The sequence below is a fragment of the Enterobacter roggenkampii genome (assembly GCF_001729805.1).
Lineage (GTDB): Bacteria > Pseudomonadota > Gammaproteobacteria > Enterobacterales > Enterobacteriaceae > Enterobacter > Enterobacter roggenkampii.
In genome coordinates, this window is record NZ_CP017184.1 from 1,441,530 (window position 1) to 1,457,611 (window position 16,082).

A 16,082-nucleotide genomic window follows, 5' to 3' on the forward strand; every position below is an offset into this window, starting at 1 on the left:
CAGGGCGGGGGTTCAAGTGTAACCTGTCAGGTCGGGGTTAGTCACGTATCCAGCCTTTGCGGATCGGGATGGCGAAAATGGCGCGATAGAGTGAAGAAAGCGCACGGTAGAGCGCTTCCCCGATGAGGCTCCACAGGATAGCCGCGCTCACGCAGCCAATCAGCCCCACCAGGAAGCCGCCCACCATATCCAGCGGCCAGTGGACGCCCAGATACACGCGAGACCAGGCGATGGCCACAGCGACCACCATCAGCACCGCACCCGACCACAGGCGATGCCAGAACAGGAAGGCCAGTGCGAAGGTGAAAATCACCGTACCGTGATCGCTCGGGAAAGAGTCATCCGGCGCATGGTGCAGGAAGGTATAGCCGACGTGATCGACAAACGGACGATCGTGCGGGAACGCATGGCCCAGAATGTAACTTGCCAGGACGCTTACGCCGAGAGCCATCGCCACTTTGATTACAAGCTTGCGCTGCGCTTTCACCTGGCTACGCGGTCCCCACAGCCAGAGGATGGCTGCCAGCGCGGGCACGATACTGATCAGATCTTTTGCCAGAAAGGTGGCGAAGTCGATCATCCACTCGGGCGAGGCCGGGGTGGCGTTGATCAGATAAAACAGCTGATAATTCAGATTCTCTAGCATAGCGTTATCACTCTTTAGCAAACCGGGTGGAAACCAGCCCGTAGACTGCCACCTGGGAAAACCAGACCCACCACCCGGCCCACAGGTTGTGAGAGAAAAAATGCGCCCCGCGCATGACCTGACCGAAGCCCATCGCCAGACCCAGCAAAATGCCGAGAACGACAAAGCTCCAGGCCAGACGCGGCCGCTCGCGCCAGAAGGCAAAAAACAGTCCCATCACCATAAAGCCGCTGGAAGAATGGCCGCCGGGGAAGCAGCGCCCCGGTCCGCTGTCCGCCGGGACGGCGCTGAACAGGGGATAGGACATCGCCTTACCGCCATATTCCACCAGGTCCCACGGGCAGCTGTGATGGCTCATGCTTTTCAGCACGCCCACGACCAGCGCGCCAAGCCCCATCAGCAGCGCCGCCGTAACCAGCCTCGCGTTACGCTTGTACGCGCCGTAAAACAGCGCCACGGCGCCTAAAGCGATGGCAATGTACTTCGCCAGACGATGGTTGAGCAGATCCAGCAGGTGGTCTTTCTGCAGCGGGAAGCTCTGCGTCGCCGCGTCATACCAGAAGCCGGTGATCCATCTGTCGAGCGCTTCATTGCGCGATAGCCATGTGAACACCACGGCAAGGACTATCAGTATGAAAAGCTGATAACCATAAAAGCGGGCCGGCAAGCGGTAAAGGCGTTTTGTCTTATTTGTCTGTAACTTAGACAATTCTGAACGGCTGGAGGTGAGAGACATAATTTGGGGTCGTTGACGAGTAATGGGGCTATCATAAATCTGTCAAATTAAGGAAACCTTAAACGAAGACGATATGTGCTTTATTTCTGTTTATCCTCGATAAATCACTATCTCGGGCTGCGGCATTTCATTACACTCGTCGCGATTTTGTCATTATAAAGAGATTGCATGTTAAACCGTTCTTCTTCAGGTTCACGTCTGGGTCGTCAGGCGTTGCTTTTCCCCCTGTGTCTGGTGCTCTACGAATTTTCTACCTATATCGGCAACGATATGATTCAACCCGGTATGCTGGCCGTGGTGGCGCAGTACAACGCCGGAATTGAGTGGGTACCGACCTCCATGACCGCCTATCTGGCCGGCGGCATGTTTTTACAGTGGCTGTTAGGCCCGCTGTCGGATCGTATTGGCCGTCGTCCGGTGATGCTGACGGGCGTGGTGTGGTTTATCGTGACCTGTCTTGCCACGCTGCTGGCGCAAAATATTGAACAATTTACCCTGCTGCGCTTCCTGCAGGGGGTGAGCCTGTGCTTTATCGGCGCCGTGGGGTATGCGGCCATTCAGGAGTCGTTTGAAGAGGCGGTGTGTATCAAAATCACCGCGCTGATGGCGAACGTGGCGCTGATCGCTCCCTTGCTCGGGCCGCTGGTGGGCGCCGCATGGGTGCATATGGCCCCCTGGGAAGGGATGTTTGTGCTGTTTGCCGTTCTCGCCGCCATCGCGTTCTTTGGCCTGCACCGTGCGATGCCGGAAACCGCCACCCGCATCGGCGAGAAACTTTCGCTGAAAGAGCTGGGTCGGGATTACAAAGAGGTGCTGAAAAACGGCCGCTTTGTAGCGGGCGCGCTGGCGACCGGGTTTGTTAGCCTGCCGCTGCTGGCGTGGATTGCCCAGTCTCCGGTCATTATCATCAGCGGTGAAAAGCTCAGCAGCTACGAGTACGGCCTGCTGCAGGTGCCGATCTTTGGCGCGCTGATTATCGGTAACCTGGTGCTGGCACGTCTGACGTCACGCCGCACCGTGCGCTCGCTGATTATCATGGGCGGCTGGCCGATTGCGGCAGGGCTGATTCTGGCGGCAGTGGCAACCGTCGCGTCATCTCACGCTTATTTGTGGATGACGGCGGGGCTGAGTATCTACGCCTTCGGGATTGGCGTGGCGAACGCCGGGCTGGTGCGCCTGACGCTGTTTGCCAGCGAGATGAGTAAGGGCACGGTCTCCGCGGCGATGGGGATGCTACAGATGCTGATTTTTACCGTCGGTATCGAGGTGAGCAAGCATGCCTACGCGATGGGCGGTAACGGGCTGTTCAGCCTGTTTAACCTCGCCAATGGCGTGCTGTGGGTTGGCCTGATGGTGGTATTCCTGAAAGACAAGCGCGTCGGAAACGCTCTGCAACCTTAATTCTTATGCCCTCTCCCTATGGGAGAGGGCTAGGGTAAGGGCACCAGACCGCACGCGGTCAATTAAACGGTGCCTCCCCGTTCAACACCTTCTCAATCACATCCAGCACGCCTTCCTCGTTATTGTGCGGCGCTTCAAAGCGCGCCGCCGCTTTGATATGCGGTCTGGCATTCGCCATCGCAAAGCTGAACCCGGACTGGCGCAGCATCTCCACGTCGTTGCCGCTGTCGCCGAAGGCCGCCACGTCGCTGTTCTCTATGCCCCAGCGCTGTTGCAGGATCCGCAGGCCGTTGGCCTTATGCACGCCGGGGATAATCAGGTCGATACTGCCGTGACCGGTGGTGACGGGCACCATGATGTCGCTGAGCTTTTCATGCAGCAGCGCCTGAATACGCGGAATTTCATCATCGGACACGTTGAGTCCGAACTTGAAGAAAATATCGTTCAGGTTGTCGAAATCGCTGACCATTTCCAGACGGTGATAGTACTTCGCCGCGATGGCCTTAAAGCCCTCGTCATAGCACTTCAGCGTATAGGCGCTGCTCTTCCCGCAGGCGATAATCTCAATGCCCGGCACGTCGTTTAAGACGCTCGCGACGGTCTCGAAATGGGCTTTCGACAGTTCACCGTTAAAGACGTCTTCACCTTCGCTCACGACCCAGCCGCCGTTTTCGGCGACGAATGAAATTTCATGCGCAATCTCCGGGAAAAAGGAGATGAGCTGGTAGTACTGGTTGCCGCTGGCGACCACGAAGCGAATGCCTTGCGCCTTCATGCGCGCGTACTGCGCCAGAAAGCGCGGGCGATTGTAGGTCTTGGCATCGCTCAGGAATGTGCCATCCATGTCGACGGCGATCAGTTTAACGCTCATATCCCTTCTCCAGTGTCGTTTGATTCGTTTCCGGCTTTGCCACCGCGCGCGCCACCAGCGCCGCGATGATGACCAACCCTAACACCACCAGCATGGCGCTGCGCAGCCCGTAGTGCTCCCCGAGGAAGCCGAGCAGCGGCGGCCCGACCAGGAAGGCGAGATAGCCGGTTGTCGCCACCACGCTGACGCGCGTCGGGGCATCCGGGCCGGTGTCGCTGGCGGCAGAGATGGTCAGCGGGAAGCCGAGGGATGCACCCAGCCCCCAGAGGATCACCGAGACGCCGGCAATCCAGTCCACGTCCACAAAGATGATCATCGCGATACCCAGCCCGCCGAGCAGGGCGCTGGCGCGCACTACCGCCACGCGGCTGTAGCGGTCGATAAACCAGCCGCCGGTGAAGCGCCCGACGGTCATCCCCAGCGTAAACCCGGCGTAAATCAGCGAGCCGGAGGTCGGGCTAAAGCCGTGACCGTCCACCATCAGCAGCGGCAGCCAGTCGTTGGCGGACCCCTCCGCGAACGCCATCGCCAGCACCACCACGCCGATCAGCATCAGCTGGAAATCGCGGTAGAAGGGCAGCCCTTTTTCGGCAGAATGCTGTTCGTCCGCGGAGTTTTTACCGGTGCCGTCCGGGATGGCCCGGATGCCGGTCAGAATGGGAATGATGCACACCAGCGCCGCCAGCAGAATATGCAGATTCGCGCTCACGCCAGTGGCCGTCAGCGCCATCCCCACGCCCGCACCGGCCAGCGTGCCGAGGCTATAGAAGCCGTGCATCATCGGCAGCACGGTTTTGTTCATCTCGCGCTCGACCGCTGCCCCTTCCACATTTATCGCCACTTCCGCCGAGCCGAAGCTGCCGCCAAACACCGTCAACCCCAGCGCAAACAGCACCGGTGAGGCAAACCACAGCGCCGCGCTCAGCACCATCATCCCGAACACCGCGAAGCACATGGTGGTGCGGATCACCGCTCGCGTACCGAAGCGCTTTACCAGCCACGCGGAGCAGAGAATGCCGCTCATGGAGCCTATCGACAGGCCGAACAGCACGATGCCCATTTCCGCGGTAGAGACGGACAAAATATCGCGAATGGCGGGCGTGCGCGTGGCCCAGGAGGCCATCAGCAGGCCGGGAATGAAGAAGAACATAAACAGCGCCCACAGGCGGAGCTGCAGGGCTTTGCGGGGAGAGGTCAGCGTCATCGGGATAGCACCAGAAGTACAACAATAGCGACAACACTAGCAAGTTTGTGTACATTTGTACACAAACCAGGTGAGGAATTGATGAGCAGACCACCCAACGATCCGCGTCGCCGGGAGAAGATCCTGCAGGCGACGCTCGACACCATTGCTGAGCACGGCATTCACGCCGTCACGCACCGTAAAATCGCCACCTGCGCGGGCGTGCCGCTGGGGTCGATGACCTACTATTTCGACGGCATGGAGCCGCTGCTGGAGGAGGCCTTCACGTGGTTTACCCGCCAGATGTCGCAGCAGTACCGGGATTTCTTCGCGGGCGTCACCGGGCCGGAAATGGCGTGCGAATCCATCACCACGCTGATCCACAGCTCGCAGGTGACCACGCCGCACAACATGGCGCTGATGTATCAGCTCTACGCCTTTATGCACCGCAGCGCGGCGCTGAAAACGGTGATGCAGGACTGGATGAAGATGAGCCAGACCACGCTGGAGCAGTGGTTCGACCCGGTCACCACCCGCGCGCTGGACGCGTTTATTGAAGGGATGACGCTGCACTATGTCACCGACCGGGCGCCGTTAAGCCGGGAGGAGATTCGGGCGATGGTGGGGAGGATTGCGGGCATTACACCGTTAAATAAAGAAAATTAGTTCATATTTTTCAATGTATTACGATTTTTCTCCATGTTGACAATCCGGACCTAACACGTGACTATCCACCGCGGTGGTTATTTACTGTTCAGTGGTTGAGGTTGGCGTTGGGTGAAAAAGTAAGTACCTGGTTCGTGCAGGTCAGTCTGGCAAAAAAGAGAGCGTTGTTAGTACTGTTGATTTTGGTTCAGGCGAGTCTGCTGATTGGGCATCTGCTCTACCAGCGCGGCTATGTGGAGGATAACGCCGCACGTATCCTTCGCAATACGGCCATACTCCAGTCCCAGCAGTTTGATACCAGCCTTAACGCGATGCGCTACCAGATGCGCTTTATCGGGAATGCCTTTCTGCTCAACCATACGGTCACGCCTGAAAACGCGCAGCCATTCCTGCAAGGGGAGCTCAAGCGCGCCTGGCTGGATGGCGTTGTCGTCTTTGATGAAGACGGTGATTTTCTCAGCAGCCGCGCGCTATTTCCTTTTGAGCGCGCTCTGGACGCCTCTACGCTTGCGCAGGCCAGCTTTCGGCAGCACCCTCTGTTTACTGATTTTCGCCGGGATGAAGTTACCGAAAGTTTGTTTTACTGGCAGAGCAACGGCACGGATAAAAACACGTTGGGCTTCGTGATGTTCCGTGCAGTGCGCGATGCACATGGTCGCTTTCTTGGTGGTGCGTTGGGTTTCTTCAATGGTAACACCATGAACGATATGTTTCGCAAAATGGAAGCGCAGGGCTTCGATTTAGGTCAGGGTGGGGCGATGGCGGTCCTTGATCGTGACAATGCGGTGCAGCTTGCCCGTATGGGGGCGAATGACGGTTCGCAATTGAACACCTCCGACCCGCGCCTCGCGAAGCTGCTGGAATACGCAAGCGATACCGCACAGGTCCAACGATATACCTCTCCGATTGATGGCGTTGAACGTATGGGAGTATTTCTTAACCTCAACGAACGCAAATGGGTGCTGGCCGTCGGGCTGGCCAGAAAAGACGTGCTGCACGGCTGGTATTATCAGGCTCTGTGGACGGCGCTGGCGATTCTGGTTATCTCCATTACGCAGTGGTTTCTGATGCATTACATTCACGTCAACGCCCTGCAGCGGGCGCGTTTCCAGCAGGAGGCGCGGCTCGATCCGCTCACCGGGCTGGCAAACCGTCGCCAGTTTGATGAGTGGTCTTTGCGGGCCTGCAATCTTGCCCGTCGGCATCAGCAGCCCCTGTGCCTGATGAGCATGGATCTGGATTTCTTCAAGCGTATTAACGACACCTGGGGCCATGACGGCGGCGATGCGGTGCTGAAGCATATTGGCAACGCGCTTCCGGCACTGGTGAGAGGCAGCGACATTGTCGCCCGCTTCGGCGGGGAAGAGTTTGTCGTGGCAATGCCGCAGACCTCTCTGGAGACGGCCGCTGAGATCGCCGAGCGCGTACGGATGAGCCTTGCCAGCCAGAACGTCGACTTCAACGGGCAGACGATCCGCTTCACCGCCAGCATGGGGCTCGTATGCATGACGCCGGATGAACTGGAGATTGAACATGGCGTGCAGTCAGCCCTGGCGCGAGCCGATCGTGAGCTTTATCGTGCAAAACGTGAGGGGCGCAACCGGGTCTGCGTGGCGAGCTAGCGGGCGGTTGTTTTCTCCAGGCGTTCAGGGCCCGCCGGGCGCTGGCCCTGTCGTCCACCTGAGGATGGATTATTTTTTCAGGATATTCTTCCCGCTGGCGTCCACCACCGCTTCGCCATCCTCTTTCGTAAACGCCCCTTTTTGCGCGTCCGGCAGAATGTCGAGGACGACTTCAGACGGGCGGCACAGGCGGGTGCCCAGCGGCGTCACCACAATCGGACGGTTAATCAGGATCGGGTGTTGCAGCATAAAATCGATAAGCTGGTCGTCGGTGAAGCTGTCTTCGGCCAGGCCGAGCTGTTCATAGGGCTCCACGTTTTTACGCAGCAAATCGCGCACCGAAATGCCCATATCGGCAATCAGGGCGGTCAGCGTATCGCGCGACGGTGGCGTTTCCAGATAGAGAATAATCTCTGGCTCCGCGCCGCTGTTGCGGATCATCTCCAGCGTGTTGCGCGAGGTGCCGCAGGCGGGGTTGTGGTAAATGGTGATGTGGCTCATATCAGTGGCTCATTACGGTGTGAAGGAGAGACGAAGTGCCAGGGCGGCGAGCGTCACAAACAGGACCGGCAGCGTCATGATGATGCCCGTCCGGAAATAGCCGCCCCAGGTAATCGTCATGTTTTTCTGCGCCAGCACGTGAAGCCAGAGCAGGGTGGCGAGACTACCAATAGGCGTGATTTTTGGCCCCAGATCGCAGCCAATCACGTTGGCGTAAATCATCGCGTCCTTTATCAACCCTGTTGCCGTGCTGCCGTCAATGGACAGCGCGCCAATCAGCACCGTGGGCATATTGTTCATTATGGATGACAGGAACGCGGTGATGAACCCGGTTCCCAGCGTGGTGGCCCACAGCCCGTGTCCGGCCAGGCTATTCAGTACGCCTGTGAGAGAGTCCGTCAGCCCGGCATTACGCAGGCCATACACCACCAGATACATCCCCAGCGAGAAGATGACGATCTGCCACGGCGCGCCGCGCAGCACTTTTCCGGTATTTATCGCATGTCCGCGTTTTGCGACAGCGAATAAAATCAGCGCGCCGACGGTCGCAATGGCGCTGACCGGAATGCCGAGAGGTTCAAGCACGAAGAAACCGACGAGCAGAAGGAGGAGGACGATCCAGCCCGTTCTGAACGTCGGGAGGTCGTGAATGGCCCGCGCAGGCTCCTGGAGTTTCGCCAGGTCATATTCTGGAGGAATTTCCTTGCGAAAGAACAGGTGCAGCATGACCAGCGTTGCGGCAATCGCGGCGATATCCACCGGGATCATCACCGAAGCGTACTCGCTGAACCCCAGCGCGAAGAAGTCTGCCGAGACGATGTTGACCAGGTTGGAGACAATCAGCGGCAGGCTGGCGGTATCGGCGATAAAACCTGCCGCCATCACAAACGCCAGCGTGGCCTGCTTGCTGAACCCCAACGCCAGCAGCATGGCGATGACGATAGGCGTGAGGATCAGCGCCGCGCCGTCATTAGCAAACAGCGCTGCGACGGCTGCGCCCAGCAGGATAATCCAGGTAAACAGCAATCGCCCCCGACCTTTCCCCCAGCGAGCGACGTGCAGCGCTGCCCACTCGAAAAAGCCGGACTCATCCAGCAGCAGACTGATAATGATAACGGCGATAAACGTTGCCGTGGCGTTCCAGACGATATTCCAGACTACCGGAATATCGTTAATGTGAATCACGCCGCTAGCCAGCGCCAGCACGGCGCCGATAGTCGCGCTCCAGCCGATACTCAGTCCTTTGGGCTGCCAGATGACCAGCACCAGCGTAAACAGAAAAATTGCCCCTGCCAGAAACATCGCTTACTCCGTTGTATCTGTTTTTGTGAATGTGTTTTGATTAGCACGAACCCGGAAGCCGGTTTTTCAGCTTCATACGCGTCTCTTCCCGCAGGCAGTTCCAGCTGGTGTCGATAACGGCTGCCGCCCATGCAGGCATGTTGGGAGAGAGACGGTAATGGACCCACTTACCCTCGCGACGGTCGATCACCAGCCCGGACTCGCGCAGCAGCGCCATGTGGCGGGAGACTTTAGGCTGAGATTCGGCGGTGGCGGCGCAGAGATCGCAGACGCACAGCTCGCCCGCTTCGCGGAGCAGCATGACGATGGCGAGCCGCGTTTCGTCGGAGAGGGTTTTGAAGAGGTGGAGTGGGTGGAGCATGATCAAACCTTCGGGTAGTTAATACATATTCGATAAATCATATATGTTTGATGTGGGGGATGGAAGAGGGGAGGAGACCAGGCTGCTGTTAAACTGTAAAAAATCGGCTGGAATCGCAAATGAGCTTTGGTTATTCTTTGTGCGGGACAGGGTTACTAAGGACGAGATATGGATGCTAAACAGGTTGCATTAGGGATTCTCGATGGGATCTCCTCCATACCAAATACAGCTTACATGGGGGTTGTAAGAAGCTGGGAGGGGAGCGGACTTGCCGGTGATAGCGCCAAACAAAGAAACCAGGCCGAGACAGAGCGTTTTTTCTATATGCTCAAAAGTCTGGGTAATGCTGAGTCACCTTTACGCAGACTAATTACTATTGTTTTCACATCCTTCTATAAGAAACTCAATGATGAAGGTAAAGAGGCTGTAAACAATAAATTGGGTTATGGTGCCGGAAGTGTTGGTGGGCGAACAGCTGGACAAATCGTACTGGCACAGACAACCGCTAGTCTGATGTTGGATCGCCTGGCGATTGATCAGGCGTACAAACATTTTATTCGGTTTAGTGCTTCAGCTGCGTTAAACGTCGTGATGTTCCAGGGGATTATTGAAGAGTCAGCCAGAGCATCAAGAAAGGTGCAAACCAAATATCCGACTACATACGCCATGGTGTCAAAAGAGAACCTGGATATGGTCTACTTCTTCGTTGAACAACAGCTAGAGCCTTACCTCGTGTTCATTGAAGGGCATCCTATTGATTGCAAAGCAATTCAGAATAAAATTTATAAAAAATCGTTAATGTCCCACGCAATTGAGGGAAGCATTACCTTTTTGGCTGTGATTTTTAGTATGGGTTCTTTTTTGGTTTGAAAGTACTTGGATGAAATTCGCTGGGTGTTTTGGCGCATTGATAGCGGGTTATGTGCTTTCGTATGGAGCGGCAAAAATCAGAGGTGGATGAATTTTTGGTTGGTTCGCTGAGAATTAGATGTAGCTGATATTTTTAACTAAACTACATTTTAGAAAGCTGTGCATGTCTATAGTGCATGGATTCGCATTATCCAAAAAGGATCTCAATGGGTTGTGGCCCCCTTAACTGGCGCGCCATTCACTTGCATGAAAAGCACTATACAAAGCGGGTAGGCGTGGTGGGAATATGAGCGCGAACAAGAAATTTGCAAGCTGATATTCAAGTTTGGCTTGAGTTATGGACGTAGCAACATTCTAGATGTTATAACAAAGCTTTAGCTTGCCGTCATTTTTTGTAGGCTAATACGGAAGTTACTCTGATTTTTTTTTGCTTTCTTAATTTGGAGTCAATATGGAAGCTAACCCCCCAAAAGTTTTTGTATCATATAGTTGGACAACTCCTGAGCATGAAGATTTTGTAATTAAGCTGGCTGAGGATTTAGTTAGCTCAGGTGTGGATGTAATAATAGATAAATGGTGTCTTCGTGATGGGCAAGACTCTTATGCATTTATGGAAAGCATGGTCAATGACAAAACTATTAGTAAAGTATTGATCATCAGCGATAAAGGATATGCAGAGAAAGCTAATAATCGAAAAGGTGGGGTTGGTACAGAAACTCAAATAATTTCACCAGAAATTTATTCTTCTGCAGAGCAAACGAAGTTTGTCGTTGTCGTCACAGAAAAGGATGACGAAGGACGGTTCTATGTGCCGAACTTTTATAAAGGTCGTTTATTCATTGATATGACCGACTCAAGTTCCATGTCTGAAGGAGTTGAAAGGATTCTAAGATGGATATTCGATAGACCTGTTTTTGTTAAGCCGGAACTGGGAAAGAAACCTGCGTTTCTTGACGAACCGTCTGAAGTTTCCCTCGGAACGACAGCATATTATACCAGGGCTATGGATGCTATACGCAACGGTAAGATTACCGCAGCAGGATGTTATGATGAATACTTAACTGTCTTGGCTAATAACCTTGAACGTATAAGATTTCGTACGGCAGAACATGATGAACCTGATGAAGCATTTCTTAAAAATATAGAGTCTTTTATCCCAGCGAGAAATGAATTTATTAATTTAACTTACTTGGCTGCAAGATATAATACAGGCATGGATTACTCTAAGAGTCTTCACAAGTTCTTTGAGGCTGCACTTAGTTATTATTATCCCCAAGAGAATGTTGGTGCTTACCATAATTATGATTTTGATAATTATAAATTTCTGATTCATGAGTTATATTTATATTCAATTGCTGCATTACTGAAAAATGAGCGTTTTAATGAATGCCTTGATTTGTTTAGTGGTTTTTATATATCTAGAAAAATCGAAAGAGGTAATGATCCACTTTCTTCATTTATTGATATCAGGGCGTATGTGGAAATCCTACAATGGAGGAATGAACATAAGAAATTAAGGCGGCTTTCGCTTCACGCGGATCTTTTGAAAGAGAGATGTCATTCGGTTCCAATTACGTTCACTGATATAAATCAAGCTGACTTTGTTTGTTATCTCCGTTCAGTAATTCAATCTGCAGACTACTACTACATGTGGTGGCCCACAACATTACTTTATGTAAGAGGTTATTTTCCTTTTGAGATTTTTGCCAAATCTAAATCAAAAGGTTACTTCTCAAAAATTAAAGGCCTCATAGCAATTGAAGATGCCGATAAATTTAAGCAGAATATGCATAAATTGGAAGAAAGTGATAGGCTACCTAAATGGGAATTTGATCGGATTTCACCTGTGAGCCTTAGTAATGCAGATGGCATTGCCACAATAGAATGAGGGTAAAATACTCTCCATCATAAGAGCTTAAATTATCTGACTTGCATGGCTGGTAAGCTAAGACCAATTTATTTAACCAGCCATTAACTTCTTCCAATTTTTTGGGTATGGGGTTAATTCATGTCTAACAAATACATTCTCTATCTTTTCTATATCCCCCAACATTACTCGACATGATCACCATCATTTTCGGCGGAAAGCTGTGCGATTGAATCATGCCGCCCCGGTTGACATTTTTGAGGTTCAGAAACTCATTTTTTCCGCGACCTCTGACTGCGGGATGCTTTGAATGCCATCCTTTTTACCATTGAGAAAATACATACACAGGTTGTGGTGGAAGTTGCCCGACCTTTTGGCGCGTTTTAGATCCAGAGCAAATTCTAACTGTGTGCAGTTTGAGGGGAAGGTGCTGTCGATTGCGCGGGTGCATCATTACGGCTTGCATGATCATGTAAGCCGTGGTGGGCTGGAGGCACTGTATGCGGGGCGCAGATCTTTAGGCATTAATAATGCCGTTGTGATCATTGTCCGTAATACCGTCCTCCATTTGTTAAGAAAAAACTTTATGTATTAGAAAAGCTTATTAAGCTTTGGCAAAAGATTTTTATATCATCGCATATTCTATCCGTGCTCATATGCTCAAGGACATCGTCTCTTGTAATTGAGAATTCATGTTTAAGGCTATTTTTTCCATCAATGAAAATTTCTTTACCTCGTGCATCTCTAAGGGCATGAGCTATATCCGAAGAAACTATTGATGGCGGCATGAACAAAGCATGTCTAAGACCAAAGAAACTATGCACGCTTTGTTCACTTTTATTTGCAGCTAAGGATATGGCTGTAACATCCAAGAAATAATTTTCGATGTGTCTTCGCCTCCACTTCATTGCTTGGAAGTTAGGGTCGTTATAAGTAGTACCTTTATCTTTTAGATTGATATCAACGGAACCATCGCTGTCATCATCTCGGTCTCTTATGCTAATGGTTTTTAAATCGGGAATCTCGGCTTTGAGTTGTTTGTAAAGCTGAAATCTCTCAGAGGATTTTCCGGTCCAAAACCAAGTTACAAGATTTTTAGGCCATTCAAGATTTAATTTTGTGAAAATTTTCTTCAAAAATCTCTCATCGCTAACACCTTCAACTATTAATAATCGTTTTTGTTCTGTTAATTTATGCACTTTAGGGCTAAACATTGTGCCTATGCCACTCAGCAACCCAATTTTATCATCATCAGAGCCTAGGTATTTACCTTTTGCATTTGAAAGAGCAAGTATCTTATACGGTTCATATGCTCTAATAAGCTCTGTTGAATGTGTTGCCAATAATACTTGCTTACCATTCCTGATGGTTATTTCTTCTAAGCGTTCTGTAAGGTTTTTCTGCAGTTGCGTATGTAGGTGAGCATCCGGTTCATCAAGTAAAATCACATTGAATTCTTCCGATAACGCTAGGGTGTAAACACTCAACCATTGAAGAAAGCCACTTCCTTCAACCATTATGTCTCTAGCATTAAAATTCTTATGTTTAGCGAATTGATATCCATTGGCAACGCCTGAAACGCATTCTATTTTTAAATAACTATGATATTGTTCATTGAATGGTGTGACTTCAATTTTAAGTGAAAAAATATCAAATAGTGTTTTTTGTAAAATTTCCCACGCATCTCGGGATCGTAATTCGTTTAAGTTCTTTGTTGAAATTCTGTCTCCTGTTCCTTTGAGTTTTTGGCGTTTGAGATGATTCGATAGATGGATGTCGTATAGAGAGTTTCTTATTACTCCGCCGGACAAACCTTGCCCTATTAATCTATTTCGCATTGCTGGGCTCATTCTGACTTCGCGGTCTGTAATTCCAGCGAAAGGTGGCAGGTAAGCAATTTGAGGGATGTTTTCATTGTTTGGAGAACCATCAGTATTCTGAATTTCAGTTATGGATAGGTTACTGGCTGTGTTTTTGATGAAAAGTCTGTCGTTGGCTAATGATAATCCCATTTCTAAATGTTTTTCATTACCCGATTTATCATCCCAGTATAATTTTATTTTAAGAGTATACCCATCTGATTCTGTTTGCTTTTGGGATTTTAAATTCGTCCATAAATGGCTTAGGGATGGGATGAACATTGGGGTGAAATCAACTATACCTAATCCCAGACCTTGATTTGTCGCTCCCCTTGTCCAGCTTAATCTTCCTTTTTCAATTTCCAATAAAGTTTTGCAAAACTGCCATGTTGCCATCGCTTGAAGTAAAGACGACTTTCCAGAGTTATTGCCTCCCACTACAAGACTCAGCTCATTATTTAATTTTATTGAGGAGTCTTTGTATTTTTTGAATTTTTTTAGCTCAACCTTTTTTATATGCATTGTGAAATCCCTATTATTTTGCTTAATCTGAGAACTTCGTTGTCAGAACTGAAATACTTTACTACTCATTCGCTTGTTCCTAAAGAGGATTGTTTGGGGCTTGATACAATTGCTCGTGATTTTCGGAAACGTTAGATTGTGACACCTTGTCTGTTCTGAACGCATAACCCACAGAATTCATGCGCTTTACTCCCAACCTAATGCGCACCGGCACCGTGACCGAAGTGGCGCGAGGCAACTGGTTGTGCCAGATAAAGGTAGGCGAATTTCAAATGAAACTAACTAGATTAACTGCCTTACACTGCGTGGGGGGCTCATACCTGGTGGCGTCCGTAGCCGGATGGGCAGCTTGTAGTTATTAAGATGGGGCAATTAATTTAGAAACTGCATTCACACTGCCTGTTATTTCCTTCAGCCAGTTTGCGCCGTCTGCGTATTCCGCAGGCGGTAACGTGACGTATTACCCGCAGCTTGTTTGAGTACGAACCCACCATCGTGCGCTGGCACGTTAGGGCATCAAATCTATGGTGTTCGAGGTGACATACAATGTCACATTCAAAACCGCTGGATTTGTCGTAGAGGCCGATACCACTTGCATCAACAGCGAGATGAATATTAACGGCACTGTTACCCAAAGCGGCGGTCCGATGAGTTCCAGCGGGAGCGGGTAGATGATCATACCCATATTCACTAACGCGTTGTTACTAAAAGCGCCGCTGGCAAATCCGGCCTTGGCGGGCAAGCAGTCGCTGGACAAAATGCAGGAAAATTGAGCTTATAGAGCCAGGCGCACCGGCGTAGCTTTTGTTACTGTACCACTACTCTTCTTCTGGAACCCCGCTCATCAGCAATCTCCATCCATCTTGCCTCCGCAGCAGCCTGACTACGCATTCTTGAAAGCGTCATTTTAAAGCCATGAGCATTTCCCTGAATGTTTAGTGGTAAGGAAAGCGATGCAATCAGCATATCCTCAAGTTCCCAGGGCGCTTCGACAGGATGCCAGTGAACCTTTGCATTCTTTTCCATCCAGGCGTCAAGCCACTGCTCGCCAGGGTGAGTAAATGTCATTCTGGATCCTGAACCCACGCGCCGCAGGGGAAAGCCACTTAAACCACTCAATAACACACCCAGCGTGCGCCTGAGTGTTGATCCAGCCGCATTGCCGCTGTAATGCGTTTTGATTCGTTTCCTTAAGTTCGAACGGCTGTTAGGTTTCCCTCTCTGGTCGGGCGAAATACCAACGTATAGCAGCGTGTAGCCGTCTGAGGTGATGCAGCCCTCTGTCGGCACACCTGGAGGGATCTCCTTAAACCACCAGAAGTAGACGCCATTTACTGGCGGAACTGGCGATGGTTTGCTCATTACTTCTGTTCTGCTATAGGTTTTCTCGGGATAAAAATCGAACATGCGGCTTTCCTTGCTGACGTTTTTTCTGATTTTATTCTTTTGCTTTCAGGGAGCGATAGTTTTCTGAAGTCTGGAAGGAGAAAGTAATGGGATAGGTTTTTTTCCGGAGCTGACGCCCAACATCAGAAGCGTGGCTGTAAGCGATTGATTCTGAGAGTGAGGGAATTTCAGGCAACAAAAAACCCATCAACCTTGAACCAAAACGGCGGGGTTGATGGGCTCCACAAATTGGGGACATCAAAGAAAAGCAGTGGCACTAGTTATGACT

At 51.2% G+C, this 16,082-nt stretch carries 15 protein-coding genes and 1 pseudogene; 7 read left to right on the forward strand and 9 right to left on the reverse strand.

Going from position 1 to position 16,082, the window contains the following annotated elements:
• Positions 1–37 precede the first annotated feature (37 nt).
• Together ybjG and BFV67_RS06680 are read right to left on the reverse strand one after the other, a co-directional pair.
• Positions 38–646 carry an undecaprenyl-diphosphate phosphatase gene (ybjG, locus tag BFV67_RS06675; RefSeq protein ID WP_021240944.1) on the reverse strand — a complete coding sequence of 203 codons (609 nt, stop codon included), beginning with the start codon at positions 644–646 and terminating at the stop codon, positions 38–40.
• A gap of 7 nt (positions 647–653) precedes the next feature.
• Complete coding sequence (locus BFV67_RS06680; protein ID WP_023326979.1) at positions 654–1,382, reverse strand: phosphatase PAP2 family protein; 729 nt, start codon at positions 1,380–1,382, stop codon at positions 654–656.
• A 168-nt stretch (positions 1,383–1,550) separates the two neighbouring features.
• On the opposite strand from BFV67_RS06680, the gene BFV67_RS06685 reads away from it, so the two are divergent.
• Positions 1,551–2,783, forward strand: coding sequence for an MFS transporter (locus BFV67_RS06685; RefSeq protein ID WP_021240942.1), 1,233 nt, complete (start codon positions 1,551–1,553; stop codon positions 2,781–2,783).
• Between the two features lie 58 nt (positions 2,784–2,841).
• On the opposite strand, the gene BFV67_RS06690 is transcribed toward BFV67_RS06685, so the two are convergent.
• Both BFV67_RS06690 and BFV67_RS06695 read right to left on the reverse strand, forming a co-directional pair.
• Positions 2,842–3,654 carry a Cof-type HAD-IIB family hydrolase gene (locus BFV67_RS06690; protein WP_069598036.1) on the reverse strand — a complete coding sequence of 271 codons (813 nt, stop codon included), beginning with the start codon at positions 3,652–3,654 and terminating at the stop codon, positions 2,842–2,844.
• Positions 3,644–4,858, reverse strand: a complete 1,215-nt coding sequence (locus BFV67_RS06695; protein ID WP_023326980.1) for an MFS transporter — start codon at positions 4,856–4,858, stop codon at positions 3,644–3,646. Before BFV67_RS06695 ends, BFV67_RS06690 begins: the two co-directional genes overlap by 11 nt.
• Positions 4,859–4,939: 81 nt before the next feature.
• Here BFV67_RS06695 and BFV67_RS06700 point away from each other — a divergent pair, with 81 nt between their 5' ends.
• Together BFV67_RS06700 and BFV67_RS06705 are read left to right on the forward strand one after the other, a co-directional pair.
• The gene (locus tag BFV67_RS06700) at positions 4,940–5,503 is read left to right on the forward strand and encodes a TetR/AcrR family transcriptional regulator (RefSeq protein ID WP_069598037.1); all 564 of its coding nucleotides are present in this window, start codon (positions 4,940–4,942) and stop codon (positions 5,501–5,503) included.
• A gap of 164 nt (positions 5,504–5,667) precedes the next feature.
• Complete coding sequence (locus BFV67_RS06705) at positions 5,668–7,125, forward strand: sensor domain-containing diguanylate cyclase (RefSeq protein WP_235610624.1); 1,458 nt, start codon at positions 5,668–5,670, stop codon at positions 7,123–7,125.
• 69 nt (positions 7,126–7,194) lie between these two features.
• Here BFV67_RS06705 and arsC read toward each other — a convergent pair whose 3' ends face one another.
• From arsC to BFV67_RS06720, 3 genes are read right to left on the reverse strand one after another with little or no spacing between them, the layout of a single operon-like run.
• On the reverse strand, positions 7,195–7,626 hold the full coding sequence (arsC, locus tag BFV67_RS06710) for a glutaredoxin-dependent arsenate reductase (protein WP_055321937.1): 432 nt from the start codon (positions 7,624–7,626) through the stop codon (positions 7,195–7,197).
• A 12-nt stretch (positions 7,627–7,638) separates the two neighbouring features.
• Positions 7,639–8,928, reverse strand: coding sequence for an arsenic transporter (locus BFV67_RS06715; protein WP_069598038.1), 1,290 nt, complete (start codon positions 8,926–8,928; stop codon positions 7,639–7,641).
• A 40-nt stretch (positions 8,929–8,968) separates the two neighbouring features.
• A complete protein-coding gene (locus BFV67_RS06720) occupies positions 8,969–9,289 on the reverse strand; it encodes a metalloregulator ArsR/SmtB family transcription factor (RefSeq protein WP_008503437.1) in 321 nt (106 codons plus the stop codon).
• A 168-nt stretch (positions 9,290–9,457) separates the two neighbouring features.
• Between BFV67_RS06720 and BFV67_RS06725 the strand changes: the two genes are divergently transcribed.
• From BFV67_RS06725 to BFV67_RS23225, 3 genes are all read left to right on the forward strand, one after another.
• Positions 9,458–10,159: a hypothetical protein gene (locus BFV67_RS06725; protein WP_069598039.1), complete on the forward strand. Its 702-nt coding sequence runs from the start codon at positions 9,458–9,460 to the stop codon at positions 10,157–10,159.
• Positions 10,160–10,610: 451 nt separating this feature from the next.
• Positions 10,611–12,047 (forward strand): SEFIR domain-containing protein, encoded by a 1,437-nt coding sequence (locus tag BFV67_RS06730; RefSeq protein ID WP_069598040.1) that lies wholly within the window; start codon positions 10,611–10,613, stop codon positions 12,045–12,047.
• 289 nt (positions 12,048–12,336) lie between these two features.
• Positions 12,337–12,621 (forward strand): phage virion morphogenesis family protein, encoded by a 285-nt coding sequence (locus BFV67_RS23225; RefSeq protein WP_071965075.1) that lies wholly within the window; start codon positions 12,337–12,339, stop codon positions 12,619–12,621.
• Here the strand turns inward: BFV67_RS23225 and BFV67_RS06735 are convergent.
• Positions 12,611–14,407, reverse strand: a complete 1,797-nt coding sequence (locus BFV67_RS06735; RefSeq protein ID WP_069598041.1) for an AAA family ATPase — start codon at positions 14,405–14,407, stop codon at positions 12,611–12,613. The two genes, BFV67_RS23225 and BFV67_RS06735, sit on opposite strands and share 11 nt — an antisense overlap.
• Positions 14,408–14,586: 179 nt before the next feature.
• On the opposite strand from BFV67_RS06735, the pseudogene BFV67_RS24585 reads away from it, so the two are divergent.
• Positions 14,587–15,101: pseudogene (locus tag BFV67_RS24585) on the forward strand (phage baseplate assembly protein V).
• A gap of 113 nt (positions 15,102–15,214) precedes the next feature.
• On the opposite strand, the gene BFV67_RS24590 reads toward BFV67_RS24585, so the two are convergent.
• Positions 15,215–15,814 carry a GIY-YIG nuclease family protein gene (locus BFV67_RS24590; RefSeq protein WP_071965077.1) on the reverse strand — a complete coding sequence of 200 codons (600 nt, stop codon included), beginning with the start codon at positions 15,812–15,814 and terminating at the stop codon, positions 15,215–15,217.
• Between the last annotated feature and the right edge of the window lie 268 nt (positions 15,815–16,082).